Genomic DNA, 22,889 nt, shown 5'->3' with positions numbered 1-22,889 from the left:
CTTATGGCGGCCTTCCGCCCCGCGCCGTCAGCCCTTCTCCAGGTACTCCTCCCGGTCCTTGTCGAGGAGGGCGTCGAGCGCGGTCCGCGTCGCGGGATGGGCGGTGAGATCGGGGTCGGCGAGGACGAGGGCGGTGGCCTCCTCGCGGGCGGCGGCGATGACCTCCTCGTCGTCGATGACGGTGAGGACGCGCAGCGAGGACCGGGCGCCGGACTGGGCCTGGCCGAGGACGTCGCCCTCGCGCCGCTGCTCCAGGTCGATCCGGGAGAGCTCGAAGCCGTCGAGGGTGGCCGCGACCGCGTTGAGCCGCTGCCGGGCGGGGCTCGCCTCGGGCATCTCGCTGACGAGGAGGCAGAGCCCGGGGGCGGAACCCCGCCCGACCCGGCCGCGCAGCTGGTGGAGCTGGGAGACGCCGAACCGGTCCGCGTCCATGATCACCATGGCGGTGGCGTTGGGGACGTTGACGCCGACCTCGATGACGGTGGTGGCGACGAGGACGTCCAGCTCGCCCGCGGCGAAGCGGCGCATCACGTCGTCCTTGTCGTCGGGGTGCATCCTGCCGTGCAGCACGGCGATCCGGAGCCCGGCGAGCGGCCCGGCGCCCAGCTTCTCCGCCACGTCGAGGACGGCGAGCGGCGGGCGCTTCCCGTCGTCCCCGGCGGCCCCGGAGGCCCCTGCGGTCCCGGTCTTCTTCCGGTCCTCCTCGTCGCCGATGCGCGGGCAGACCACGTACGCCTGATGGCCCTTGGCGACCTCCTCGCGGACCCGTTCCCAGGCGCGGGTGAGGAAGTGCGGTTTGTCGGCGGCGGGGACGACATGGCTGGCGATCGGGGACCGCCCGGCGGGGAGCTGGTCGAGGACCGAGGTCTCCAGGTCGCCGAAGACGGTCATGGCGACCGTACGCGGAATGGGCGTGGCGGTCATCACCAGGAGGTGCGGGGGCTGCTTGCCCTTGCCCCGCAGGGCGTCGCGCTGTTCCACGCCGAAGCGGTGCTGTTCGTCGACGACGACCAGGCCCAGATCGTGGAAGGCGACCTTGTCCTCGATCAGGGCGTGGGTGCCGATGACCAGGCCCGCCTCGCCGGTGACCAGGTCGAGCAGGGCGTGCCGGCGGGCGGCGGCGCCCATGGAGCCGGTGAGGAGCACGACCTTGGTGGCCCGGTCGGCCCCGCCGAGCATCCCTCCCTCGGCCAGCTCCCCCATCATCTCGGTGATCGAGCGGTGGTGCTGCTGGGCGAGGACCTCGGTGGGGGCGAGCATCGCGGCCTGTCCCCCGGCGTCCACGACGGCAAGCATGGCGCGGAGCGCGACCATCGTCTTTCCCGAGCCGACCTCGCCCTGGAGGAGGCGGTGCATGGGGTGCTCGGTGGCGAGGTCGGCGAAGATCTCGGCGGAGACCTTCCGCTGCCCCTCGGTGAGGGTGAAGGGCAGCCGGGCGTCGAAGGCGTCCAGGATGCCGTCGGGGGCGGGCTTTCGGGCGACGGCGGGCAGCTGGGTGTCGGCGTGCCTGCGGCGGGCGAGGGCGACCTGGAGGACGAAGGCCTCGTCCCATTTGAGGCGGTCGCGGGCGGTCTCGATGTCCGCCTTGGTACGGGGGCGGTGGACGAGCCGGAGGGCGTCGGGCAGCTCGGCGAGGCCCCGGCCCTCGCGCAGGGCCTCGGGGAGCGGGTCGACGGCGTCGGCGGCGCTGGGCAGGACCGCGTCGACCGCCTTGGCGATCTTCCAGGACTCCAGTTTGGTGGTGGCCGGGTAGATCGGGATGAGGGCGCCCGCCCAGGCGTCCACGGTCTGCTCGCCGTCGCCGCGGAGGAGTTCGTACGCGGGGTGGGCGAGCTGGAGGCGCCGGTTGAAGAGCGACACCTTCCCGGCGAACATCGCGCGGGTGCCGGGCAGCAGGTCCTTGTGCGGCTTGTGCACTCCCTTGCCGAAGAAGACCAGTTGGAGGCGGCCGCTGCCGTCGGTGATGGTCACTTCGAGGCGCTGGCCGCGCCCCTTGGCCCCGTTGAAGGTGAGCACCCGGGCGTCGGCGACCTGGGCGACCACGGTGACGTGCTCGTCGAGCGGCAGGTCGGAGAGCGTGGTCAGCTCCCCCCGCTCGGCGTACCGGCGGGGGTAGTGGTGGAGCAGGTCGCCGACCGTGTGCAGGTCGAGGGCTTCGGCCATGACCTTGGCGGTGGCGGGGCCGAGGGACTTCTTGAGTGGTTCGTCGAGCGCGGGCACGCGTTCCATTGCACACCACGACACCGACAGACGGGGCGGGGACCGGCGTGTCACTCCACTCCGATGAGCAGCGGCGGGGCTCCGGTGCCCGCGTGGTACGTGGTGGTGTCGACGGCCAGATAGCCGCGCCGGACGTGGTGTTCGAGGTCGGGGGCGAGGCCGGGCGGGGTGTCGTCGGCGACGACGAGGGTGACGAGTTCGCCGCCCGCCGAGAGCATCCGGTCCAGGACGGTGCGGGCGGTCTCGGTGAGGTCCTTGCCGATGACGGCGACGTCGCCCTCGATGAGACCGAGGACGTCGCCCGCCTGGCAGACGCCGGCCGAGGTGAAGGACTGGTGCTCGGCGACGGCGAGTTCGGCGTAGCGGGTGGCTCCGGCGGCGGCCGTCATGGCGACGACGTCCTCGTCGAAGCGCCGGTCCGGTTCGTGGACGGCGAGGGCGGCGATGCCCTGGACGGCGGCCCTGGTGGGGATGAGGGCGACCCGGATGCCCTCGGCCCTGGCGCGTTCGGCGACGGCGGCGGCGGTCTGGCGCAGTTCGGTGTCGTTGGGCAGCAGGACGACCTCGCGGGCGTGGGCGCGGCGGATGGCGTCGAGGAGTTCGTCGCCCGCCGGGGGCTCGCCGGGCCTGCTCCGCACGGTGGTGGCGCCCGCTTCGGCGCAGAGTCCGGCGAGGCCTTCGCCGGGGACGACGGCGACGACGGCCCGCTGGGCGCGTTCGCCCTGGTCGGCGGCGGCTGCGTCGGCGGCGAAGTGGCTGATGCGGATGCGGTGGGGGCGGCCGGCCTCGATGCCCGCCTCGACGGCGGCGCCGGGGTCGTCGACGTGCACGTGCACGTTCCACAGGCCGTCGCCGCCGACGACGACGAGGGAGTCCCCCAGCGCGTCGAGCCGGGCGCGCAGCAGCCCGACGGCGTCGTCGTCGGCCTCCAGGAGGTAGATGACCTCGTAGGCGGGACCGTCTTCGGCGGGGCAGGGGTCGCCGGGGGCGGAGGGGGCGCGAGCGGGTACGGAGCCGCGAGCCGGTACGGGGGCGGGGTGGGCCTCGTCCGCGGATACGGCTCCGATGGCGGGCGCGGTCCCGGTCCCAGGTCCAGTTCCGGTTCCGGTTCCCCCCGTGCCTCCCGTCACCGTCTCCACCAGGGCTCCGAGGACCGTGACGAGCCCCCGGCCGCCCGCGTCGACGACGCCCGCGCGGGCCAGGGCGGTCAGCTGGGCCGGGGTGGCGGCGAGGGCGGTGCGGGCGCCCCGGTGGGCCGCGGTGGCCACCTCGGCGAGCGTTCCGCCGTCCGCGCAGGCGGCCGCCGCGGCGGCGGCCACGGTGAGGATGGTGCCTTCCACGGGGCGGGCGACGGCGCCCCTGGCCGCGTCGGAGGCCTCGGCGAGGGCGCGGGCGAGGTGGTCTCCGTCACCTCCCCTGGCGAGGACCCCCGCCATGCCGCGCAGGAGCTGGGACAGGATGGTGCCGGAGTTGCCCCGGGCGCCGAGGAGGGCGCCGTGCGCCATGGCCCGTACGGTCTCGGCGGTGTCGGGCGCGGAGGCCGCGAAGACGGCCTCCACGGCCTCGTGGGCGGCTTCCGCCGTGAGGTACAGATTGGTGCCGGTGTCCCCGTCGGGGACGGGGTAGACGTTGATCGCGTCGATCTCCTCGCGCTCCCCGCCGAGGGCGTCGAGCATCCGCGCGCACCAGGTCCTGACCGCGTCGGCGTCCAGCTCGGCGAGCTTCTCGGGGGGCGGAAGGGCTCGCGACAACGGGGGTCCTCCTTCGGCGGTAGCTCACCGCAGGGTAGACCCGGAGGGACCCTCCGGGAGGCGGGCCCCGGGGCGGGGTCCGCTCGGACCGTGGTAGTTTCGTTCTACCGAAGCAGGCGTTGTATGCTGCTTCGGTTGCCCGGTTCAAACCGGGCCGTTCCCCGGCAAGCCACTTCAGACTCCTGATTCCGGTGCGCCGGATTTCACTGTAATTCTGAAGTCTTTGGAGTGACCCGTGGCTGCCAACTGCGACGTCTGCGGCAAGGGGCCGGGCTTCGGCAACAACATTTCGCACTCGCACCGCCGTACGTCCCGTCGCTGGAACCCGAACATCCAGCGCGTGCGTGCCGTGGTCGGTCGGACGCCGAAGCGGCTCAACGTCTGCACCTCGTGCATCAAGGCCGGCAAGGTCTCGCGCTAATCGCGACGTTCTGTCGTAGCGCAGCCCCTGCGGTTGCCTTGAAAGGCCGGTTCACCTCGGTGAACCGGCCTTTTGCCATGCCCGGAAACGGACGCTGCCGGTAGGAGACCCCTGCGGTCTTGGGGTCTGCGGGCTGCGCCCAGGGGTCCCCCGGCGCCTCCCCCCTCAGTCCCTGAACCGCCAGCCGTGGTCGACCGGGCCGATTCCGGTGCCCAGCGCGAATCCGGCGCCTATTGCTCCGGTCACATACTCCTTGGCCTGCCGGACGGCCTCCGGCACGGCGAGGCCCTTGGCGAGCCCGGAGGCGATCGCCGAGGCGAGCGTGCAGCCGGTGCCGTGGGTGTGCCGGTTGTCGTGGCGCGGGGCGCGCAGCCAGTGTTCCCGCTCGCCGTCGGTGAGCAGGTCGACCGCCTCCGTGCCGGTGGGCAGGTGTCCGCCCTTGATCAGGACCCACTCGGGCCCGTACGAGAGGACGGCTTCGGCGGCGGTCCTCAGATCGCTCTCGTGCACGACGTGGACCCCCGTGAGCTGTGTCACTTCGTCCAGGTTGGGCGTGGCGACGGTCGCCCGGGGCAGCAGTTCGCGGCGTACGGCGTCGAGGGCGGAGGCCGCGAGCAGCGGATCGCCGTGCTTGGAGACGCCGACGGGGTCGACGACGACGGGCGCGGTGGTCTCCGAGAGGAGTGCGGCGACGGTCTCGACGAGCCCGGCGGAGGCCAGCATGCCGGTCTTGACGGCGTGGACGCCGATGTCGTCGACGACGGACCGGTACTGGGCGCGTACGGCCTCCACCGGGAGTTCCCAGACGCCCTGGACGCCCCGCGAGTTCTGGGCGGTGACGGCGGTGAGGACGCTCATGCCGTGGACGCCGAGCGCCAGCATGGTCTTCAGATCGGCCTGGACGCCCGCGCCGCCGCCGGAGTCGGAACCGGCGACGGTCAGCGCCAGCGGCGGCGCGGCGCTCACTCGGTCTCCCCGAAGTGGTCCCAGCCGCCGGCCGCGTGCCAGGGCGCGCCGTCCACGGTGACCTGCGGAAGCGCGGAGGGGTGGAGGACCTCGCCGATGACCTTCCAGCGGGCGGGGAGCTTCACGTCGGGCGGGAAGGTGGCCACGATGGCGTGGTCCTCTCCCCCGGTGAGCACCCACTGCATGGGGTCGACGCCGACGGCCTGGCCGATGTCGTTCATCTGGGTGGGGATGTCGATGAGGCCGGAGCGCAGGTCGATGCGGACCTTGCTGGCCTCGGCGATGTGGCCGAGGTCGGCGATGAGGCCGTCGCTGACGTCGCACATGGCGGTGGCGCCGAGTCCGGCGGCGGCGGGGCCCGCGTGGTACGGCGGCTCGGGTCTGCGGTGGGCCTCGACGAAGGCACGGGGGGAGCGGAAGCCCCGGGAGAGGACGGCGAATCCGGCGGCGGACCAGCCGAGCCAGCCGGTGTAGGCGACGACGTCGCCGGGCGCGGCACCGCCCCGGGTGACCGGGTCGTGGTTGCGGAGGTCGCCGAGGGCGGTGATGGAGACCATGATCGTGTCGCCGCGTACGACGTCTCCGCCGACCACGGCGGCGCCCGCGACCTGACATTCGTCGCGCAGGCCGTCCATCAGCTCGGTGGCCCAGGTGACGGGGAGTTCGGCGGGGACGACGAGGCCGAGGAGGAGGGCGGTGGGGACCGCGCCCATGGCGGCGATGTCGGCGAGGTTCTGCGCGGCGGCCTTGCGGCCGACGTCGTACGCCGTCGACCAGTCGCGGCGGAAGTGGCGTCCTTCGAGGAGGATGTCCGTGCTGGCCACGACCCGCCGGTCGGGTGCGGAGACCACGGCGGCGTCGTCGCCGGGTCCGATCCGTACCGCCGGGGTGGACGTGAGCCGGGACGTGAGCTCCTTGATGAGCCCGAACTCGCCCAGCTCTCCGACTGTGCCCTTCACCGCGCCTCACCTCGTGTCTTCGTGCCGTTCCGCGGTCGGCCGCGCGTCCGTGCGCGTCGCGGGTCGCGGACCGTCACCGTGCTGGGTACCGTCAAGTAGACCGTCAATTTCCGTCCTGCGTGCGCCACCGGGCGGGCGCCTCGGGTCGCGCGGGTCTCCCCGCGGCCCGCGGCGACGCGGTACCGTGGCGTCCCTTTCTCCCACAAGATCCTCGTGGTCGCCCTGGAGGTTCCGTGGTTCAGGCGTACATCCTCATCCAGACCGAGGTGGGCAAGGCGTCGTCCGTCGCCGAGACCATCTCCAAGATGCCGGGGGTGATCCAGGCGGAAGACGTGACCGGGCCGTACGACGTGATCGTGCGCGCGCAGGCGGACACGGTCGACGAGCTGGGCCGCATGGTGGTCGCGAAGGTCCAGCAAGTGGACGGCATCACGCGCACCCTCACCTGCCCGGTCGTTCATCTGTAGCCCCCGTCTACGCTTGGCCGGTGAAGTCTTCCCACCGGCCCTTCGGCCTGTCCGCCGCCGTCACGGCAGCCGTTCTGCTGCTGGCCGCCACCGGCTGTTCCTCTTCGGACGCCACGGCGTCCGTCGCGGTGCCCAGTCCCCCGGCGTCGGAGGCCGCCTTCTGCCAGGCTCTGGCGAAGGAGCTTCCGGGCACCGTGGCGGGGCTCGGGCGGAGTGACCCGGAGCCCGGCTCCGAGCTGACCGCCGGCTGGGGTGACGGTGCGATCGTACTGCGCTGCGGGGTCCCCCGGCCCGAAAAGATGAGCGATCCGAAAGCGCAGGCCGTGGAGGCCGACGGGGTGAACTGGCTGCTGGAGCGCACCGAGGGCGGCGGTCCCCGTTTCACCTCGACGTACCGCGAGGCGTACGTCGAGGTGACGATGGACGAGCGGTTCACGCACGACGCGACACCGCTCGCCGATCTCGCCCCTGCCGTACGGAAGACCGTGCCGTCGAGCCTGTGAGGGCCGCGGCGGCACGGTCTACCGGTGGTGGGCAGGCACGGGCCCGCGGAAGCGGGAGCGGCGCGGACCCGTGAAGGGGGTCAGCACGGGCCCGTGAAGGGCGTCAGCGCAGGCCCGTGGAGCGGGTCAGGGCCGCCTGGATGAGGCGGTCCACCAGCTCCGGGTAGCTCACGCCGCTCTCCTGCCACATGCGCGGGTACATGGAGATGGGCGTGAAGCCCGGCATGGTGTTGATCTCGTTGATGACGAAGTCGCCGTCCTCGGTGAGGAAGAAGTCCGCGCGGACCAGGCCCTCGCAGGACACGGCCTCGTAGGCGGCGACGGCGAGGCGCTGGATCTCGGCGGTGGCCTCGTCCCCGATGGGGGCGGGCACGATGCCGGAGGCCGAGTCGATGTACTTGGCCTCGAAGTCGTAGAAGTCGTGGTCCGTGACCGGGGGGATCTCGGCGGGCACGCTGGCGCGCGGGCCGTCCTCGAACTCCAGGACGCCGCACTCGATCTCGCGGCCCCGCAGCAGCGACTCGACGAGGATCTTCGGGTCGTGGCGGCGGGCCTCCTCGACGGCCTCGTCCAGACCGGAGAGGTCGTCGACCTTGGTGATGCCCATGGAGGAACCGCCGCGGGCGGGCTTCACGAAGAGCGGCCAGCCGTGTTCGGCGGCGAACTCGACGATCTTCTTGCGGGCGGCGGCCGGGTTCTGCTCCCACTCGCGCGGCCGGATGACCTCGTACGGGCCGACGGGCAGACCGAAGGAGACGAAGACCCGCTTCATGTACTCCTTGTCCTGGCCGACGGCGGAGGCGAGGACGCCCGCGCCGACGTAGGGGACGCCGGAGAGTTCGAGCAGGCCCTGGAGGGTGCCGTCCTCGCCGTAGGGGCCGTGCAGCATCGGGAAGACCACGTCGACCTCGCCGAGGGCCTTGGGCACGGAGCCGGGCTCGGAGAGGACGACCTCGCGGTTGGCCGGGTCGACGGAGAGGACGACACCGCCCTCGGTGTTCTCGGCGAGCTGCTCGACGTCGGGCAGGGCGCGGCCCGCGATGGCCATGCGCTCGGGGGCGTCGGCGGTGAGCGCCCAGCGCCCGTCCGTCGTGATGCCGATGGGCAGCACGTCGTACTTGTCCCGGTCGATGGCGCTCAGGACGGCGCCCGCCGTGACGACGGAGATGGCGTGCTCGGAGCTGCGTCCGCCGAAGACGACGGCCACGCGCGGCTTGCGGGGGCTCTGGGTGTTCTCGCTCATATCGCGTTGAGCGTACCTTGCGGCTTCCGAACTCCTGAGCGCCCCGCTGCCGCTCCGCGCGTACGGCGCAGCGAAGCCTTGCCCGCGCGGCCCGTTCAGCGGCGCTCGGGCTTGGCGCTGCGCGACATCAGTTCCTTCAGGGCCACGACCGGCGGCTTTCCGTCGTGGACGATGGAGACGACGGTCTCGGTGATGGGCATGTCGACGCCGTGGCGGCGGCCCAGATCGAGCACCGACTCACAGGACTTGACGCCCTCGGCGGTCTGCTTGGTGGCCGCGATGGTCTCCTGGAGGGTCATGCCCCGGCCGAGGTTGGTGCCGAAGGTGTTGTTCCGGGAGAGCGGCGAGGAGCAGGTGGCGACGAGGTCGCCGAGGCCCGCGAGACCGGAGAAGGTCAGCGGGTCGGCGCCCATGGCGAGGCCGAGGCGGGTGGTCTCGGCGAGGCCCCGGGTGATGAGCGTGGCCTTGGAGTTGTCGCCGAGCCCCATGCCGTTGGCGATGCCGACGGCGAGACCGATGACGTTCTTCACCGCGCCGCCCAGCTCGCAGCCGACGACGTCGGTGTTGGTGTACGGGCGGAAGTACGGGGTCATGCAGGCGCTCTGGAGGCGGCGGGCTACCGACTCGTCGACGCAGGCGGCGACGGCGGCGGCGGGCTGCCGGCCGGCGATCTCCATGGCCAGGTTGGGGCCGGTGAGGACGGCGACCCGCTCGGCGGGCACCTCGGCGACCTCGGTGACGACCTCGCTCATCCGCTTGGCCGTGCCGAGTTCGACGCCCTTCATCAGAGAGACGAGGACGGTGTCGGGGGCGAGCAGCGGACGCCAGGCGGCGAGGTTGCCGCGCAGGGTCTGGGAGGGGACGACGAGGACGGTGAATTCGGCGTCCGCGGCGGCCTCGGCGGCATCGGTGGTGGCCGTGATGCCCCGGGGAAGCCCGATGCCCGGCAGGTAGTCGCTGTTGGTCCGGGTGGCGTTGATCTCCTCGGCCACCGCGGCGCGGCGGCCCCAGAGGCTCACCTCGCATCCCGCGTCGGCGAGCACCATGGCGAAGGCGGTGCCCCAGGACCCGCTGCCGAAGACGGCTGCCTTGGTCACTTCGTCCCCTCCCCCGCGGCCTTGCGCCGCTGCTCCTGACGGGCCCTGCGGTGGTCGTACGGCTCGGCGGGCGCCTGCTCGCCCCGGACCTCCTCCAGGAGGGCGGTGATGGCGGCCATGATGACCTCGGTGGCCTCGCGGAGCACCTCGGGGGTGGGTTCGAGACCGTGGAAACGGGAGAGGTCGACGGGCGGCCCCGCCTGCACGACGAGCGTCTTGCGGGGGAAGAGCCGGAGCTTCTTCTCCTTGGCGTACGGCGGCATCGCCAGGTTCGCGCCCCACTGGGCCACCGGGATGACGGGAGCCTGGGTGAGCAGCGCGACCCGGGCGGCGCCGGTCTTGCCCGCCATGGGCCACATGTCGGGGTCCCGGGTCAGGGTGCCCTCGGGGTAGAAGGCGACGCACTCGCCGCGCTCGATGGCGTCGACGGCGGCGCGGAAGGCGTCGAGGGCGTTGGTCGTCTCGCGGTAGACCGGGATCTGGCCGGTGCCGCGCAGCATGGTGCCGACGAAGGAGCCCTTGAACAGGCCCGCCTTGGCGAGGAAGCGCGGGACCCGGCCGGTGTTGTACTGGTAGTGCGCGTAGGACAGCGGGTCCAGGTACGAGTTGTGGTTGACGGCGGTGATGAAGCCTCCGTCGGCCGGAATGTGCTCCGTTCCACGCCAGTCCCGCTTGAACAGAACCACCAGGGGGGGTTTGGCGATGACCGCCGCGAGGCGGTACCAGAAGCCGATTCTGCGGCGGGGCACGCGGACACCTTTTCTCTGGACGGGCTGGCAGGGGGTCAAGTGTCGCCTCCCGCTCCTGCTGTGTCGAGTGACACGGTACGCCCCGGGCCCTGGGGCGGGCGGGGTGGGCGGGACAGAATGAACCCGATGAACGCGACGCACCCGACGCACCCGGACACGGCCGACGGCTGGTCCCTCGTCGTGCCCCTGAAGCCGCTCGCGCTGGCCAAGAGTCGCCTCGCCGCGACCGCCGGGGCCCGGCTGCGCCCCCGGCTCGCCCTCGCGTTCGCCGAGGACACGGTGGGGGCGGTGCTGAGCTGTTCCCGGGTGCGGGATGTGGCGGTCGTCACGGACGATCCGTGCGCCGCCGCCGCGCTCGGGGCGCTGGGCGCGCGGATCGTGCCCGATTCCCCGGCGGCGGGGCTCAACGCGGCGCTCGCGCACGGGGTGCGGACGGTGCGCTCCCGGCGTCCCCGCGCCCGGGTGGCGGCGCTCAACGCGGATCTGCCCGCCCTGCGTCCGGCGGAGCTTGCCCGGGTCCTCGACGCGGCCCGGGATTATCCGCGGGCTTTTCTCGCGGATGCCGCGGAAATCGGCACGACATTCCTCGCGGCCGGTCCCGGAGTGGAATTGGAGCCTGCTTTCGGGGGTGCTTCGAGGCTTCGGCATTTGTCCTCGGGAGCGGTGGAAATCACACTCGCCGGGGTGGATTCCGTACGTCGTGACGTGGATACCGGCGAGGATCTCGCGGCGGCGGAGGCACTGGGACTCGGCCCCCGGACGGCGGCCCGGTGGCTGCCCGCGGCCGGATAGGCTGCCGCCCATGCAGGCGACCGCGTTCACATACGACCCCGAGACCCGCAGCGGCAGCGTGCTGCTCGACGACGGCACCCCCGTGGAATTCGGGGCGGAGGCGTTCGAGGCGGGCGGGCTGCGGCTGCTGCGACCGGGCCAGCGGGTCCGGATCGAGACCACGCCCGGCGCGCCGGGCGGCGGGCCCCTGATCACCCTGGTGACCCTTCAGACCTTCTGAGCCGTACGGCGGGGCCGGGGGCCCGAGCCGTACGGCGGGGCCGGAAGCCCCGCCGTCACGGCATCCGGCGCTCCCTCGCCGTGTCCGGCACTTCCTCACGGCGTCCGGCCCCACGCCGCGGCGTGGGGCCTGGGCTCGTGGGCGCCGGCAAGGGACGCGCCGCGGGCCGGGCTCCCCGGAAGGGAGCCCGGCCCGGCGGGTGTCCACCCTGAGTGTTACTTCTTGGCGGCGGCCTTCTTGGCGGTCGTCTTGCGAGCCGTCGTCTTCTTGGCGGGTGCCTTCGTCGCCGTGGCCTTCTTGGCGGCGGGCGCGGTCTTCTTCGCCGTGACCTTGGTGGTCTTCTTGGCGGCGACCGTGGTGGTCTTCTTCGCGGGCGTCGCCTTCTTGGCGGCGGCCGTCGTGACCTTCTTCGCGGCCGTCGTGGCCTTCTTCACGGCGGCCTTCTTGGCGGTGGCCGTCGTGGTCTTCTTCGCGGGCGTCGCCTTCTTGGCGGCGGCCGTCGTGACCTTCTTCGCGGGCGTCGCCTTCTTGGCAGCGGCCTTCTTGGCGGTGGTGGCCTTCTTGGCCGCGGCCTTCTTCACGGTGGCGGAGGCGCCACCGGTCAGGCTGCCCTTGGGGGCCTTCTTGACGGAGACCTCGCCGCCCTTGGGCAGCTTCTTCGAGCCGCTGACCAGGTCCTTGAAGCCCTGTCCCGCACGGAAGCGCGGGACGGAGGTCTTCTTGACCCGGACCCGCTCGCCCGTCTGCGGGTTGCGGGCGTAACGGGCCGGACGGTCGACCTTCTCGAACGAGCCGAAACCCGTGACCGAGACCCGGTCGCCCGCGACCACGGCACGGACGATGGCGTCCAGCACGTGGTCGACGGCGTCGGCGGCCTGCTGGCGACCGCCCATCTTGTCGGCAATCGCTTCTACGAGCTGCGCCTTGTTCACGTCTTCCCCTTCGGAGACATTGCCAGAACGAAAGTGTTCAAGCTTTTTCGCACGTTAGGCATGTATATACCGCAAATCAAACACGAAACGGTCTAATCACCCTAGTGCCGCAACGCGGAAGATCCGCTGCGGAGTTCTCGGTGTCAGTCGTCCGATGGGAATCGGCCCTCGTCGAGGTCCTTCATCAACCGGTCCAGACGCGTTGCCGCGTCCTTGAGATCGTGCTTCGCCGCGGCCGTCACGACCAGCAGCTTCCGGGACAGCGCCATCCTTACGCCCTCCGGGACTTGCAGTGAGCGCACCCTTGTGTGCGCTTCCTTCAATCGGGCGGCGACTGCCTTGTAGAGCTCGAGTTGGCTGTCGCGTTCCATGCACCGATTGTGCCATCTAGGGCGAGTTGTCGCCCGACAGGGTCTCAACAAGCGACTGCGCCCCCCACCGGGCGGTGGGGGGCGCAGTCTCAGGAACGTGCTGCTCAGGCCGTCATTGTACGGGGCTTGAAGGCCGGCCTCGCCTTTTCGTAGGCCGCGATGTCCGCTTCGTTCTGAAGGGTGAGGCTGATGTCGTCGAGGCCGTTCAGGAGCCGCCAGCGGGCGTTCTCGTCGAGTTCGAAGTCGGCGTCGATCCCGTTCGCCAGGACCTTGCGGCGCTCCAGGTCGACGGTGACCTCGGCGGTCGGGTCGGCCTCGGTCAGCTCCCAGAGGGCGTCCACGGTCTCCTGCGGCAGGACCACGGTGAGCAGTCCGTTCTTCAGCGAGTTGCCGCGGAAGATGTCGGCGAAGCGGGCGGAGATCACGGCCTGGAAGCCGTAGTTCTGGAGCGCCCAGACCGCGTGCTCACGGGAGGAGCCGGTGCCGAAGTCGGGTCCGGCGACCAGGACCGAGGCACCCTGCCGCTCGGGGCGGTTGAGGATGAACTCGGAGTCCTTGCGCCAGGCCTCGAAGAGACCGTCCTCGAAGCCGTCGCGGGTGACCTTCTTCAGCCAGTGCGCGGGGATGATCTGGTCGGTGTCGACGTTGCTGCGGCGCAGCGGGACGGCCCGGCCGGTGTGCGTGGTGAAAGCTTCCATGGTTCCTCAGACCCCCGCGGTGGTGGCGACGTCGGACAGATCGGCCGGGGAGGCCAGCCGGCCCAGGACCGCGGTGGCGGCGGCGACCTGGGGCGAGACGAGGTGCGTACGCCCGCCCTTGCCCTGCCGTCCCTCGAAGTTGCGGTTGGACGTGGACGCGGAGCGCTCGCCCGGCGCCAGTTGGTCGGGGTTCATGCCCAGGCACATGGAGCAGCCCGCGTGCCGCCACTCGGCCCCGGCCTCCTTGAAGACCTTGTCCAGGCCCTCCTCGACGGCCTGGAGGGCGACCCGGACCGAGCCGGGGACGACCAGCATGCGGACGCCGTCGGCGACCTTGCGGCCGGCCAGCAGACCGGCGGCGTTGCGCAGGTCCTCGATGCGCCCGTTGGTGCAGGAGCCTACGAAGACGGTGTCGACCTTGATGTCCCGCAGCGGCTGCCCTGCGGTCAACCCCATGTATTCCAGGGCCTTTTCCGCGGCGAGGCGCTCCGAAGCGTCTTCGTACGAAGCCGGGTCGGGGACGTTCGCCGAAAGCGGCGCACCCTGGCCGGGGTTGGTGCCCCAGGTGACGAACGGGGCCAGCGAGGCGGCGTCGATGACGACCTCGGCGTCGAAGGCGGCGTCCTCGTCGGAGCGCAGGGTCTTCCAGTACGCGACGGCGGCGTCCCAGTCCTCGCCCTCGGGCGCGTGGGCGCGGCCCTTCAGGTAGGCGAAGGTGGTCTCGTCGGGGGCGATCATGCCCGCGCGGGCGCCGGCCTCGATCGACATGTTGCAGATGGTCATCCGGGCTTCCATCGAGAGCTTCTCGATGGCGGAGCCGCGGTACTCCAGGATGTAGCCCTGGCCGCCGCCGGTGCCGATCTTCGCGATGATCGCGAGGATCAGGTCCTTGGCGGTGACGTCCTCGGGCAGCTCGCCGTCGATCGTGATGGCCATGGTCCGGGGACGGGCCAGCGGGAGGGTCTGGGTGGCGAGGACGTGCTCGACCTGGCTGGTGCCGATGCCGAACGCCAGCGCGCCGAAGGCTCCGTGCGTGGAGGTGTGCGAATCGCCACAGACGACGGTGGTGCCGGGCTGGGTGAGTCCCAGCTGCGGTCCCACCACGTGGACGACACCCTGCTCGACGTCGCCCAGCGGGTGCAGGCGGACGCCGAACTCGGCGCAGTTGCGCCGCAGGGTCTCCAGCTGCGCGCGGGAGACGGGGTCCGCGATCGGCTTGTCGATGTCGAGCGTGGGGGTGTTGTGGTCCTCGGTGGCGATGGTGAGGTCGAGGCGCCGCACCCGCCGGTCGTTCTGGCGCAGGCCGTCGAAGGCCTGGGGGCTGGTCACCTCGTGCAGCAGGTGCAGATCGATGAAGAGGAGGTCGGGCTCGCCCTCGGCGCGCCGGACGACATGGTCGTCCCAGACCTTCTCCGCGAGTGTCCTACCCATCGCTTTCCCTCCGGCCGACGTCTGCGTCGGCACAACTAGAGACCCGTTCCGCGGACCGCTCGGCGGCCGCCGGACCAGAGTGACAAGTTCCTGGGAAAATTGAACTTGCGTTTCACAGAGTGAGACGCGAGTATCGTTGCATGGACAACTCTAGCGGCGTAGGCGTTCTCGACAAGGCAGCCCTTGTCCTGAGCGCCCTGGAGTCCGGTCCGGCCACCCTCGCAGGTCTGGTCGCGGCGACGGGACTCGCACGACCCACGGCACATCGTCTCGCCGTGGCACTGGAACACCACCGCATGGTGGCGCGTGACATGCAGGGCCGGTTCATTCTCGGACCGCGTCTCGCGGAGCTGGCGGCGGCGGCCGGCGAGGATCGTCTCCTCGCGACGGCGGGCCCGGTGCTCACGCATCTGCGGGACGTCACCGGCGAGAGCGCCCAGCTCTACCGGCGCCAGGGCGACATGCGGATCTGTGTGGCGGCGGCCGAGCGGCTCTCGGGTCTGCGGGACACGGTCCCGGTCGGCTCGACACTGACGATGAAGGCCGGTTCGTCGGCGCAGATCCTGATGGCCTGGGAGGAGCCCGAGCGGCTGCACCGGGGCCTCCAGGGCGCCCGCTTCACGGCGACGGCCCTTTCGGGTGTGCGACGCCGCGGCTGGGCCCAGTCGATCGGCGAGCGGGAGCCGGGTGTCGCGTCCGTCTCCGCGCCCGTGCGCGGCCCGTCGAACCGTGTGGTGGCCGCCGTGTCGGTCTCCGGCCCGATCGAGCGTCTGACCCGCCACCCCGGCCGTATGCACGCGCAGGCGGTCATCGACGCCGCCGCCCGTCTCTCCGAAGCGCTCCGCCGCACCGGCTGATCCTCCCGTCCCCTCGTACGATCCCGGCCCACCGCTCCAACGCCGCAGCGGTGGGCCGGAGTTGTACCCCGGCCCCGGACGGTCCCGACAGTCCCTACGGTCCGGCCAGTCCGGACGGTTCCGCCGGTCCGGACAGCTCCGACAGCGCCGACGGCTCCGGACAGCGAAGAAGCCCTCCCCCGAAGGGAAGGGCTTCCTCATCTTGTACCCCCGACCGGATTCGAACCGGCGCTACCGCCTTGAGAGGGCGGCGTGCTAGGCCGCTACACAACGGGGGCAAGATCTTGCTCCATGCGATGAACCGCCTGGATTTACTGCGCTGGCCTACCTGGACTCGAACCAAGACTAACTGAACCAGAATCAGTCGTGCTGCCAATTACACCATAGGCCACTGGAACCAAAGGACCAGTTGGTACCCCCGACCGGATTCGAACCGGCGCTACCGCCTTGAGAGGGCGGCGTGCTAGGCCGCTACACAACGGGGGCCCTAGCGATCCCACCCGGCCAGAGCCGGGTGATGTCACCGTGGATTCACCGGGAGCTACCCAAGTGTTCCACAGGATGGATCAGTACCCCCGACCGGATTCGAACCGGCGCTACCGCCTTGAGAGGGCGGCGTGCTAGGCCGCTACACAACGGGGGCTTTGTGGATGCCAATCCACGGTTGCAGATGAGCTCTGCGAGCTGGCCTACCTGGACTCGAACCAAGACTAACTGAACCAGAATCAGTCGTGCTGCCAATTACACCATAGGCCACCGGGACAACCTCCCCGCGAGGGGGATCTTGTTCCGCTTGCGCTTTCCGGGTTCTTGCCTTTCGGCTTGTTCCCCTCGGCGCAGGAAGAACATTACCCGAAGGTGGACCCCGCTCCAAAACGGGTACCCCCGCCGAGCAGGGAAGGGAGCTGGCGGAGGCTCGTGATCCGGTCCAGACCGGGGCGTCCGCCGGTGTCCGCGCGGTCCAGCCAGATGCCCCGAAGCCCCGCCTCCGCCGCGCCCCTCGCGTCGATGTCGGGCTGGTCCCCCACGTACGCCACTTCACTCGGGCGCAGGTCAAGGGCCGTACAGGCGGCGTGGAAGGCCTCGGGGGCCGGTTTGGCCACGCCCAGCTCGGCGGCGCACAGAACGGTCTCGAAGCGGTCCCGTATGCCCAGGACCCGGAGTTTGCGGTCCTGGTTGCGGATGCTGGAGTTCGACAGGATCGCGTGACGATAGTCATCGGCCAGGACGTCGAGGACGGGCAGGGTGTCGGGGAAGAGCGTCCAGGCGGTCTCGTAGTGGACGAGGTACCGGCCGAACCAGGCGTCGGCCTCGGCGGCGGTGAGCCCCGGCGCCCCGAGGAAGTCCCGGACGCGGTCCCTGCGCTGTTCCTCGAAGGCGATCCCGCCCGCCTCGAAGCGGCGCCAGTGGAGCGTGGTCAGCTCCCGCCAACGACGGAGGGCCTGGTCGACGGAGTCGAATCCGTCCACCAGGCCCTCGGCCGTCAGGTGTGCGCCCATGCCGAGGTGATCGGCACGGGCGTAGTCGAAGAGCGTGTCGTCGACGTCCCACAGCACCGCGCGTATGGCCATGGCAGGACCGTACCGCGCGGAGCGGGTCAGGCGGTGAGCTTCGCCAGGGCCGCGTCGACGCGGGCCAGGGTCTTCTCCTTGCCCAGGACCTCCAGCGACTCGAAGAGCGGCAGGCCGACCGTGCGGCCGGTGACGGCGACCCGGACCGGGGCCTGGGCCTTGCCGAGCTTGAGGCCGTGGACCTCGCCGGCGGCCAGGACCGCGTTCTTCAGGGACTCGGGGTCGCTCCAGTCGGCGTCCACGAGCTTCTCGCGGGCCGTGGTGAGCAGGGCCGCGGGCTCGCCCTTCATCGCCTTGTCCCACGAGGCCTGGTCGAAGACCGGCTCGGGCAGGAAGAGGAAGTCCACGTTGGCCGTGATGTCCGAGAGGACGGTCAGCCGGGTCTGGGCGTGCGGCGCGATGGCCTCCCAGGCGGCGGTGTCGAAGTCCTCGGGCGCCCAGGGGGCGCGGGGGGCCTGGAGCCAGGGCGCGCAGGCCTGGGCGAAGGCCGTCGGGTCCAGCATCCGGATGTGGTCGGCGTTGATCGACTCGGCCTTCTTGAGGTCGAAGCGCGCCGGGTTGGCGTTGACGTCGGCGATGTCGAACTTCGACACCATCTCGGGGATGGTGAAGAGGTCGCGGTCGGCCGAGAAGGACCAGCCGAGGAGCGAGAGGTAGTTCAGCAGGCCCTCGGGGAGGAAGCCGCGCTCCCGGTAGAGGTTGAGGGAGGCCTGCGGGTCGCGCTTGGAGAGCTTCTTGTTGCCCTCGCCCATGACGTAGGGCAGGTGGCCGAAGGAGGGGATCTCCTTGGCGATGCCCAGCTCCATCAGCGCCTTGTAGAGCGCGACCTGGCGGGGGGTGGAGGAGAGCAGGTCCTCGCCGCGCAGGACGTGGGTGATGTCCATCAGGGCGTCGTCGACCGGGTTGACCAGGGTGTAGAGCGGGGCGCCGTTGGCCCGGAGGATGCCGTAGTCCGGCACGTTCTCCGGGGTGAAGGTCAGCTCGCCGCGGACCAGGTCGGTGAAGGTGATCGGCTCGTCGGGCATCCGGAAGCGGACGATCGCCGCGCGGCCCTCGGCCTCGTAGGCGGCCTTCTGCTCGGCGGTGAGGTCGCGGCAGTGGCCGTCGTAGCCGGAGGGGCGGCCGGCGGCGCGGGCGGCGTCGCGGCGCTCGTCGAGCTCCTCGGTGGTGCAGTAGCAGGGGTACGCGTACCCGCCGGCGAGCAGCTTGTCGGCGACGTCCTTGTAGATGTCCATCCGCTGCGACTGGCGGTAGGGCTCGTGCGGGCCGCCGACCTCCGGGCCCTCGTCCCAGTCGAGGCCGAGCCACTTGAGGGAGTCGAGCAGCTGGTTGTACGACTCCTCGGAGTCGCGCGCCGCGTCGGTGTCCTCGATGCGGAAGACCATGGTGCCCTCGTTGTGCCGGGCGAAGGCCCAGTTGAAGAGGGCGGTGCGGACCAGGCCCACGTGCGGGTTGCCGGTCGGCGAGGGACAGAAACGGACGCGGATATTCGCGTTAGCCACGCTTGATCACCTTATTGGTGAGAGTGCCGATGCCTTCGATGGTGACGGCGACCTCGTCGCCGACGTTGAGGGGGCCGACCCCGGCGGGGGTGCCGGTGAGGATGACGTCGCCGGGGAGCAGCGTCATGGCCTCGGTGATGTGGACGACCAGGTCCTCGATGGAGCGGATCATGTCGCTCGTCCGGCCCAGCTGGCGTTGTTCGCCGTTGACCGTGGCCTGGACGGTCAGGTCGCCGGCGTCCGCCAGGCTGAGGCCGGTCTCCACCCAGGGGCCCAGGGGGCAGGAGGTGTCGAAGCCCTTGGCGCGGGCCCACTGCTTCTCGCGCTTCTGGGCGTCGCGGGCGGTGACGTCGTTGGCGCAGGTGTAGCCGAAGACGACGTCCTTGACGCGCTCCCGGGGCACCTCGCGGCACATGCGGCCGATCACCACGGCCAGCTCGGCCTCGTGGTGCAGCTCCTGGGAGAAGGAGGGGTACTCGATGGCGTCGCCGGGGCCGATCACCGAGGTGGTGGGCTTGAAGAAGGCGACGGGGACGTCGGGGACCTCGTTGCCGAGTTCGGCGGCGTGCTCCGCGTAGTTGCGGCCGATGGCCACGACCTTGTTGGGGAGCACGGGCGGGAGGAGCCGTACCTTGCTGAGCGGGACCTTGGTGCCGCTCAGCTCGAAGTCGGTGTACGGGATGCCCTTGATGATGTCGAGGACGAGGCCACCGGACTCGACGGTTCCCTCGCCCTCGACGGCGCCGAAGGCCACATTGCCGTCGATGGAGAATCTGGCGATGCGCACGAGTGCTGTCGCCCCTCACTTGATGCTGGCTGGAGTCTGACGCTCCAGGCTAACGCGGCGAGGGGACTGTCGACCTGCGGTATCACGGCCTCCCATGACACGCGTCACAGGAGGCGGGGGTCACGCCCGGGTCGTCTCTTCCGGAAGGGGAAGGCCCCGGGTCAGCGGGCCAGGGTGACGTAGGGCTGGGGCTCGAACGGCGCGGGGGGCTGCATGAGGATGGTGCGGCGCGGGTTGGCCGTGCGGGCGGGGAGTTCGACCGCGTACTCAGGCTGGGCACCCCGGCCGAGTTCTGCGGCGTCCGTGAGGTGGACGAGGGTGGAGCGGCGGGGGTTGGCCGTGTTTCCGGGCGTCCCGGGCGTCGTCGTCTTCATCGCGGTGATCTGACCTTGTTCCGGTACGGGCGCCTCGTACGGGCGCGAACTCGTACGGGCGCGAGGGGGTGTAAAGCGTCAGGCTAAGCATGGGATTCCCCGCGTACGCAGGGCCTGGACGCCGATTACTGTGTGAGTTTGCTCACCCATGGGTGGGCATTTCCGGCATTCCGGGCGGGGTCCCGCTTCCTTAGAAAGGGACATTACGCCACTGAATGTTCTATTCCGCTCCTGATCATGGCGACTGGGACACAGGGGTACGCCCACTCATTGGAGAGGAAAAGTCCGAATCCTCCGTGATCATCTTCTACATCGGGTGACCCCGCGGGCACGGGTTGTCATTCACTTCCCGGTGCGACACGCGGCCCTTGTTGGAGATCCTCCTCTGTGCTGGAATTCCCGCACCGCCGCGGGTTTTACAGGCCGACGCGCAGGGGGCGCAACGCAGCGTCGGCCAAGTGGCGGAGAAGGGGGAACTGCGCCGGTCACGACGACCACCTGGGGCGTTCCACGCGCCCCGCCGACGCCGAAACCGTCCTCTCCGTTCACCCGGAAGGACGCCTGGTCCAGAGGTTGCGACGCTAGTGCAGGGACGTTTCAAGAGGGATGGCTCCGGGTCCGCCCAGGCCCACCAGGGCCGCGCGGATGCTCCGGCGGAGCAGGAACCGCGCGCCGGGACCGACCGCGGTCCCTCGGCCCCGCGCACCCCCCACCAGGGCAAGAATCCGAACCAGGACAAGAAGCAGGACAAGAAGCAGGGCAGGAGCCAAGGCAAGAAGCAGGGCAAGGACCCGGGCCGGCCGCAGGGCCAGGGCCCGTCCGGCGAGACCGGTGACGGCGGCAGGCATCCGAACGCCGGTGCCGCCCCCGCCGAGTCGGCCGAGGCACCCGTCAAGCCCCGCGCCGAGAACGAGGTCGGCCCGCGAATAGCCCTGCGCAACTGGCGCATCTCCACGCGTCTGGTCGCCCTGCTCACCCTCCCCGTGGTCGCCGCGACGACCCTGGGCGGCATCCGCATCAACGAGTCGCTCCACGACATGGAGCAGCTCGACCACATGCAGCTGCTCACCAAGCTGACCCGTGAGGCCACCGACCTCGCCCAGGCCCTCCAGGCCGAACGCGACCTCTCCGCGGGCCCGCTGGCCAACGGGCGCCCGGTCAGCGACTACCAGATCGCCAACAACCGGCGGAAGACCGACCGCGAGTACAAGGCCTTCCTCGAGGCCACCGAGGACATCCCGGCGACCGAGGGCGACGAGGCGCTGCGCAGCATCCGCCAGAACGTCAGCCAGATCGCCTCGCAGGTCATCCAGCTCAACACGATCCGCGGCAACGCCTACGAGAAGGGCGTCTCGCACTCGGTGACGGTCGAGGCGTACAGCCGTCTCGTCCGCTCGCTGCTCAGCCTGTCCCAGGACATGGCGCAGGCGACCAGCAACCCCGAGATGATCAAGCGGACCCGCGCGCTCGCCGCGTTCTCGTCCGCCAAGGAGTACGCCTCCATCCAGCAGGCGATCATCGCCGGCGCCCTGCCGCAGAGCGACAAGACCCCCGGACGCATCCAGCAGGGCGACCGCCTCTACGGCGAGGCCGCGCTCAACTCCGAGGGCGTCGAACTCAAGTCCTTCCAGGCGATCTACGAGTCGACCGGCGGCGACGCCAACGAGCTGACCGCCTCCCTCAACAGCGGCAACCCATCGATCCTCGCGGCCGAGAAGTACGCCGAGCGCGTCCTGAAGTCCGACGACGCGATGCCCAGCGGCGCCAAGCGCGGCCACCTCAACTTCACCGACGAGTACGGCACCAAGATCGCCGCCATGAACCGCATCGAGCGCGGGCTGCTCGGCGACATGGAGACCATGGCCCGTGAGCTGCGCCAGGAGTCGCAGCGCGAGGCCATCGTCAACGGTGCGCTGATCCTCCTCGTCCTCGGCGTCTCGCTCGTCGGCGCCTTCGTCGTCGCCCGGTCCATGATCCGGTCGCTGCGCCGCCTCCAGGACACCGCGACCAAGGTCGCCCAGGACCGGCTGCCCGAGCTGGTCAAGCAGCTCTCCGAGTCCGACCCGCAGGACGTCGACACCTCCGTCGAGTCCGTCGGCGTGCACTCCCGGGACGAGATCGGCCAGGTGGCCGCGGCCTTCGACGAGGTGCACCGCGAGGCGGTCCGGCTCGCCGCCGAGCAGGCCCTCCTCCGGGGCAACGTCAACGCGATGTTCACCAACCTCTCGCGCCGCTCCCAGGGCCTCATCCAGCGTCAGCTCTCGCTCATCTCCGAACTGGAGTCCCGCGAGGCCGACCCGGACCAGCTGTCCTCGCTCTTCAAGCTCGACCACCTCGCGACCCGCATGCGCCGTAACGGCGAGAACCTCCTCGTCCTCGCGGGCGAGGAGCCGGGCCGCCGCTGGACCCGTCCGGTCCCGCTGGTCGACGTCCTGCGCGCCGCCGCGTCCGAGGTGGAGCAGTACGAGCGCATCGAACTGTCCTCGGTCCCCGCGACCGAGGTCGCCGGCCGGGTCGTCAACGACCTCGTGCACCTCCTCGCCGAGCTGCTGGAGAACGCGACCTCGTTCTCCTCCCCGCAGACCAAGGTCCGGGTCACCGGTCACGCGCTGCCCGACGGCCGGGTGCTCGTGGAGATCCACGACACCGGCATCGGCCTCTCCCCCGAGGACCTCGCGGCGATCAACGAGCGGCTCGCCTCGCCGCCCACCGTGGACGTCTCGGTCTCCCGCCGCATGGGTCTGTTCGTGGTCGGCCGCCTGTCCCTGCGACACGGCATCCGCATCCAGCTGCGCCCCTCCGACTCGGGCGGCACCACCGCCCTCGTCATGCTCCCGGTCGACGTCGCCCAGGGCGGCAAGAAGCCGATGCCCAAGCCGGGCGCGGGCGGTCAGGGCACGGTGCCTCCGGGCGCCGCGGCCCAGGGCGGCCGGCTCCCCGCGGGTCCCGGGGCGGCCGGTGGCCCCGCCGGTGGCGGC

Annotated in this window: 22 protein-coding genes and 5 tRNA genes; 7 read left to right on the top strand and 20 right to left on the bottom strand. The window is 71.2% G+C overall.

From position 1 onward, the window contains the following. Positions 1-27: 27 nt before the first annotated feature. Together recG and BU197_RS23610 are read right to left on the bottom strand one after the other, a co-directional pair. On the bottom strand, positions 28-2,229 hold the full coding sequence (gene recG / locus BU197_RS23615) for an ATP-dependent DNA helicase RecG (protein WP_188270316.1): 2,202 nt from the start codon (positions 2,227-2,229) through the stop codon (positions 28-30). A gap of 41 nt (positions 2,230-2,270) precedes the next feature. Further along, positions 2,271-3,971, bottom strand: a complete 1,701-nt coding sequence (locus tag BU197_RS23610; protein WP_223183485.1) for a DAK2 domain-containing protein — start codon at positions 3,969-3,971, stop codon at positions 2,271-2,273. Positions 3,972-4,206: 235 nt separating this feature from the next. Between BU197_RS23610 and rpmB the strand changes: the two genes are divergently transcribed. After that, on the top strand, positions 4,207-4,392 hold the full coding sequence (gene rpmB, locus BU197_RS23605) for a 50S ribosomal protein L28 (protein ID WP_003957616.1): 186 nt from the start codon (positions 4,207-4,209) through the stop codon (positions 4,390-4,392). A gap of 165 nt (positions 4,393-4,557) precedes the next feature. Here rpmB and thiD read toward each other — a convergent pair whose 3' ends face one another. Both thiD and BU197_RS23595 read right to left on the bottom strand, forming a co-directional pair. Further along, positions 4,558-5,358 (bottom strand): bifunctional hydroxymethylpyrimidine kinase/phosphomethylpyrimidine kinase, encoded by an 801-nt coding sequence (thiD, locus tag BU197_RS23600; RefSeq protein ID WP_188270315.1) that lies wholly within the window; start codon positions 5,356-5,358, stop codon positions 4,558-4,560. Next, positions 5,355-6,317 (bottom strand): thiamine-phosphate kinase, encoded by a 963-nt coding sequence (locus BU197_RS23595; protein ID WP_188270314.1) that lies wholly within the window; start codon positions 6,315-6,317, stop codon positions 5,355-5,357. The genes thiD and BU197_RS23595 overlap by 4 nt, the downstream gene beginning before the upstream one ends. Before the next feature lie 233 nt (positions 6,318-6,550). Here BU197_RS23595 and BU197_RS23590 point away from each other — a divergent pair, with 233 nt between their 5' ends. Beyond that, positions 6,551-6,784, top strand: coding sequence for an Lrp/AsnC family transcriptional regulator (locus BU197_RS23590; protein WP_188270313.1), 234 nt, complete (start codon positions 6,551-6,553; stop codon positions 6,782-6,784). A gap of 20 nt (positions 6,785-6,804) precedes the next feature. Then, positions 6,805-7,287, top strand: coding sequence for a DUF3515 domain-containing protein (locus BU197_RS23585; protein ID WP_188270312.1), 483 nt, complete (start codon positions 6,805-6,807; stop codon positions 7,285-7,287). 103 nt (positions 7,288-7,390) lie between these two features. Here the strand turns inward: BU197_RS23585 and BU197_RS23580 are convergent, their stop codons facing one another. From BU197_RS23580 to BU197_RS23570, 3 genes are all read right to left on the bottom strand, one after another. Continuing rightward, complete coding sequence (locus BU197_RS23580; RefSeq protein WP_188270311.1) at positions 7,391-8,530, bottom strand: D-alanine--D-alanine ligase family protein; 1,140 nt, start codon at positions 8,528-8,530, stop codon at positions 7,391-7,393. A gap of 95 nt (positions 8,531-8,625) precedes the next feature. Next, entirely contained in the window at positions 8,626-9,627 is a 1,002-nt protein-coding gene (locus BU197_RS23575) for an NAD(P)H-dependent glycerol-3-phosphate dehydrogenase (protein ID WP_188270310.1), read from the bottom strand. Then, a complete protein-coding gene (locus BU197_RS23570) occupies positions 9,624-10,376 on the bottom strand; it encodes a lysophospholipid acyltransferase family protein (RefSeq protein ID WP_188270309.1) in 753 nt (250 codons plus the stop codon). Before BU197_RS23570 ends, BU197_RS23575 begins: the two co-directional genes overlap by 4 nt. Positions 10,377-10,502: 126 nt before the next feature. On the opposite strand from BU197_RS23570, the gene cofC reads away from it, so the two are divergent. Together cofC and BU197_RS23560 are read left to right on the top strand one after the other, a co-directional pair. After that, a complete protein-coding gene (gene cofC / locus BU197_RS23565; RefSeq protein WP_188270308.1) occupies positions 10,503-11,168 on the top strand; it encodes a 2-phospho-L-lactate guanylyltransferase in 666 nt (221 codons plus the stop codon). Positions 11,169-11,178: 10 nt separating this feature from the next. Next, the gene (locus tag BU197_RS23560) at positions 11,179-11,388 is read left to right on the top strand and encodes a hypothetical protein (protein WP_188270307.1); all 210 of its coding nucleotides are present in this window, start codon (positions 11,179-11,181) and stop codon (positions 11,386-11,388) included. Positions 11,389-11,603: 215 nt separating this feature from the next. On the opposite strand, the gene BU197_RS23555 is transcribed toward BU197_RS23560, so the two are convergent. From BU197_RS23555 to leuC, 4 genes are all read right to left on the bottom strand, one after another. Continuing rightward, on the bottom strand, positions 11,604-12,320 hold the full coding sequence (locus tag BU197_RS23555) for an HU family DNA-binding protein (RefSeq protein ID WP_188270306.1): 717 nt from the start codon (positions 12,318-12,320) through the stop codon (positions 11,604-11,606). Positions 12,321-12,463: 143 nt separating this feature from the next. Then, a complete protein-coding gene (locus tag BU197_RS23550; protein ID WP_188270305.1) occupies positions 12,464-12,691 on the bottom strand; it encodes a hypothetical protein in 228 nt (75 codons plus the stop codon). A gap of 104 nt (positions 12,692-12,795) precedes the next feature. Continuing rightward, a complete protein-coding gene (gene leuD / locus BU197_RS23545; protein ID WP_188270304.1) occupies positions 12,796-13,389 on the bottom strand; it encodes a 3-isopropylmalate dehydratase small subunit in 594 nt (197 codons plus the stop codon). A 6-nt stretch (positions 13,390-13,395) separates the two neighbouring features. Further along, complete coding sequence (gene leuC / locus BU197_RS23540; protein ID WP_188270303.1) at positions 13,396-14,820, bottom strand: 3-isopropylmalate dehydratase large subunit; 1,425 nt, start codon at positions 14,818-14,820, stop codon at positions 13,396-13,398. Between the two features lie 140 nt (positions 14,821-14,960). Between leuC and ndgR the strand changes: the two genes are divergently transcribed. Next, positions 14,961-15,677 carry an IclR family transcriptional regulator NdgR gene (gene ndgR / locus BU197_RS23535; RefSeq protein ID WP_015036427.1) on the top strand — a complete coding sequence of 239 codons (717 nt, stop codon included), beginning with the start codon at positions 14,961-14,963 and terminating at the stop codon, positions 15,675-15,677. 205 nt (positions 15,678-15,882) lie between these two features. On the opposite strand, the gene BU197_RS23530 is transcribed toward ndgR, so the two are convergent. The 9 genes from BU197_RS23530 to BU197_RS23490 form a co-directional block, all read right to left on the bottom strand. After that, positions 15,883-15,955 (bottom strand) — tRNA-Glu (locus tag BU197_RS23530). A 41-nt stretch (positions 15,956-15,996) separates the two neighbouring features. Beyond that, a tRNA-Gln gene (locus tag BU197_RS23525) sits at positions 15,997-16,068 on the bottom strand. Positions 16,069-16,087: 19 nt separating this feature from the next. Further along, positions 16,088-16,163 (bottom strand) — tRNA-Glu (locus BU197_RS23520). An 84-nt stretch (positions 16,164-16,247) separates the two neighbouring features. Next, positions 16,248-16,320, bottom strand: a tRNA-Glu gene (locus tag BU197_RS23515). Positions 16,321-16,361: 41 nt separating this feature from the next. Next, positions 16,362-16,433: transfer RNA gene (locus BU197_RS23510), tRNA-Gln, on the bottom strand. A 92-nt stretch (positions 16,434-16,525) separates the two neighbouring features. Further along, positions 16,526-17,248: an HAD family hydrolase gene (locus tag BU197_RS23505; RefSeq protein ID WP_188270302.1), complete on the bottom strand. Its 723-nt coding sequence runs from the start codon at positions 17,246-17,248 to the stop codon at positions 16,526-16,528. Positions 17,249-17,274: 26 nt separating this feature from the next. Beyond that, on the bottom strand, positions 17,275-18,750 hold the full coding sequence (gene gltX, locus BU197_RS23500; protein ID WP_188270301.1) for a glutamate--tRNA ligase: 1,476 nt from the start codon (positions 18,748-18,750) through the stop codon (positions 17,275-17,277). Beyond that, positions 18,743-19,537: a fumarylacetoacetate hydrolase family protein gene (locus BU197_RS23495; RefSeq protein ID WP_188270300.1), complete on the bottom strand. Its 795-nt coding sequence runs from the start codon at positions 19,535-19,537 to the stop codon at positions 18,743-18,745. The genes gltX and BU197_RS23495 overlap by 8 nt, the downstream gene beginning before the upstream one ends. Before the next feature lie 161 nt (positions 19,538-19,698). Further along, on the bottom strand, positions 19,699-19,911 hold the full coding sequence (locus BU197_RS23490; protein ID WP_188270299.1) for a hypothetical protein: 213 nt from the start codon (positions 19,909-19,911) through the stop codon (positions 19,699-19,701). Positions 19,912-20,495: 584 nt separating this feature from the next. Between BU197_RS23490 and BU197_RS23485 the strand changes: the two genes are divergently transcribed. After that, the coding region (locus BU197_RS23485) for a nitrate- and nitrite sensing domain-containing protein (protein ID WP_188270298.1) at positions 20,496-22,889 on the top strand (2,394 nt) is incomplete at its 3' end.

This window comes from Streptomyces sp. CBMA291, assembly GCF_014596525.1.
Classification (GTDB): Bacteria; Actinomycetota; Actinomycetes; order Streptomycetales; family Streptomycetaceae; genus Streptomyces.
This window is presented reverse-complemented; position numbering and strand designations above follow the sequence as displayed.

Excerpts from the sequence above, each read along its gene's own strand:
- leuD (WP_188270304.1), bottom strand. The coding sequence starts at position 13,389 with ATGGAAGCTTTCACCACGCACACCGGCCGGGCCGTCCCGCTGCGCCGC.
- BU197_RS23580 (WP_188270311.1), bottom strand. The coding sequence starts at position 8,530 with ATGAGCGAGAACACCCAGAGCCCCCGCAAGCCGCGCGTGGCCGTCGTC.
- ndgR (WP_015036427.1), top strand. The coding sequence starts at position 14,961 with ATGGACAACTCTAGCGGCGTAGGCGTTCTCGACAAGGCAGCCCTTGTC.
- cofC (WP_188270308.1), top strand. The coding sequence starts at position 10,503 with ATGAACGCGACGCACCCGACGCACCCGGACACGGCCGACGGCTGGTCC.
- BU197_RS23505 (WP_188270302.1), bottom strand. The coding sequence starts at position 17,248 with ATGGCCATACGCGCGGTGCTGTGGGACGTCGACGACACGCTCTTCGAC.
- BU197_RS23550 (WP_188270305.1), bottom strand. The coding sequence starts at position 12,691 with ATGGAACGCGACAGCCAACTCGAGCTCTACAAGGCAGTCGCCGCCCGA.
- BU197_RS23490 (WP_188270299.1), bottom strand. The coding sequence starts at position 19,911 with ATGAAGACGACGACGCCCGGGACGCCCGGAAACACGGCCAACCCCCGC.
- leuC (WP_188270303.1), bottom strand. The coding sequence starts at position 14,820 with ATGGGTAGGACACTCGCGGAGAAGGTCTGGGACGACCATGTCGTCCGG.
- BU197_RS23560 (WP_188270307.1), top strand. The coding sequence starts at position 11,179 with ATGCAGGCGACCGCGTTCACATACGACCCCGAGACCCGCAGCGGCAGC.
- recG (WP_188270316.1), bottom strand. The coding sequence starts at position 2,229 with ATGGAACGCGTGCCCGCGCTCGACGAACCACTCAAGAAGTCCCTCGGC.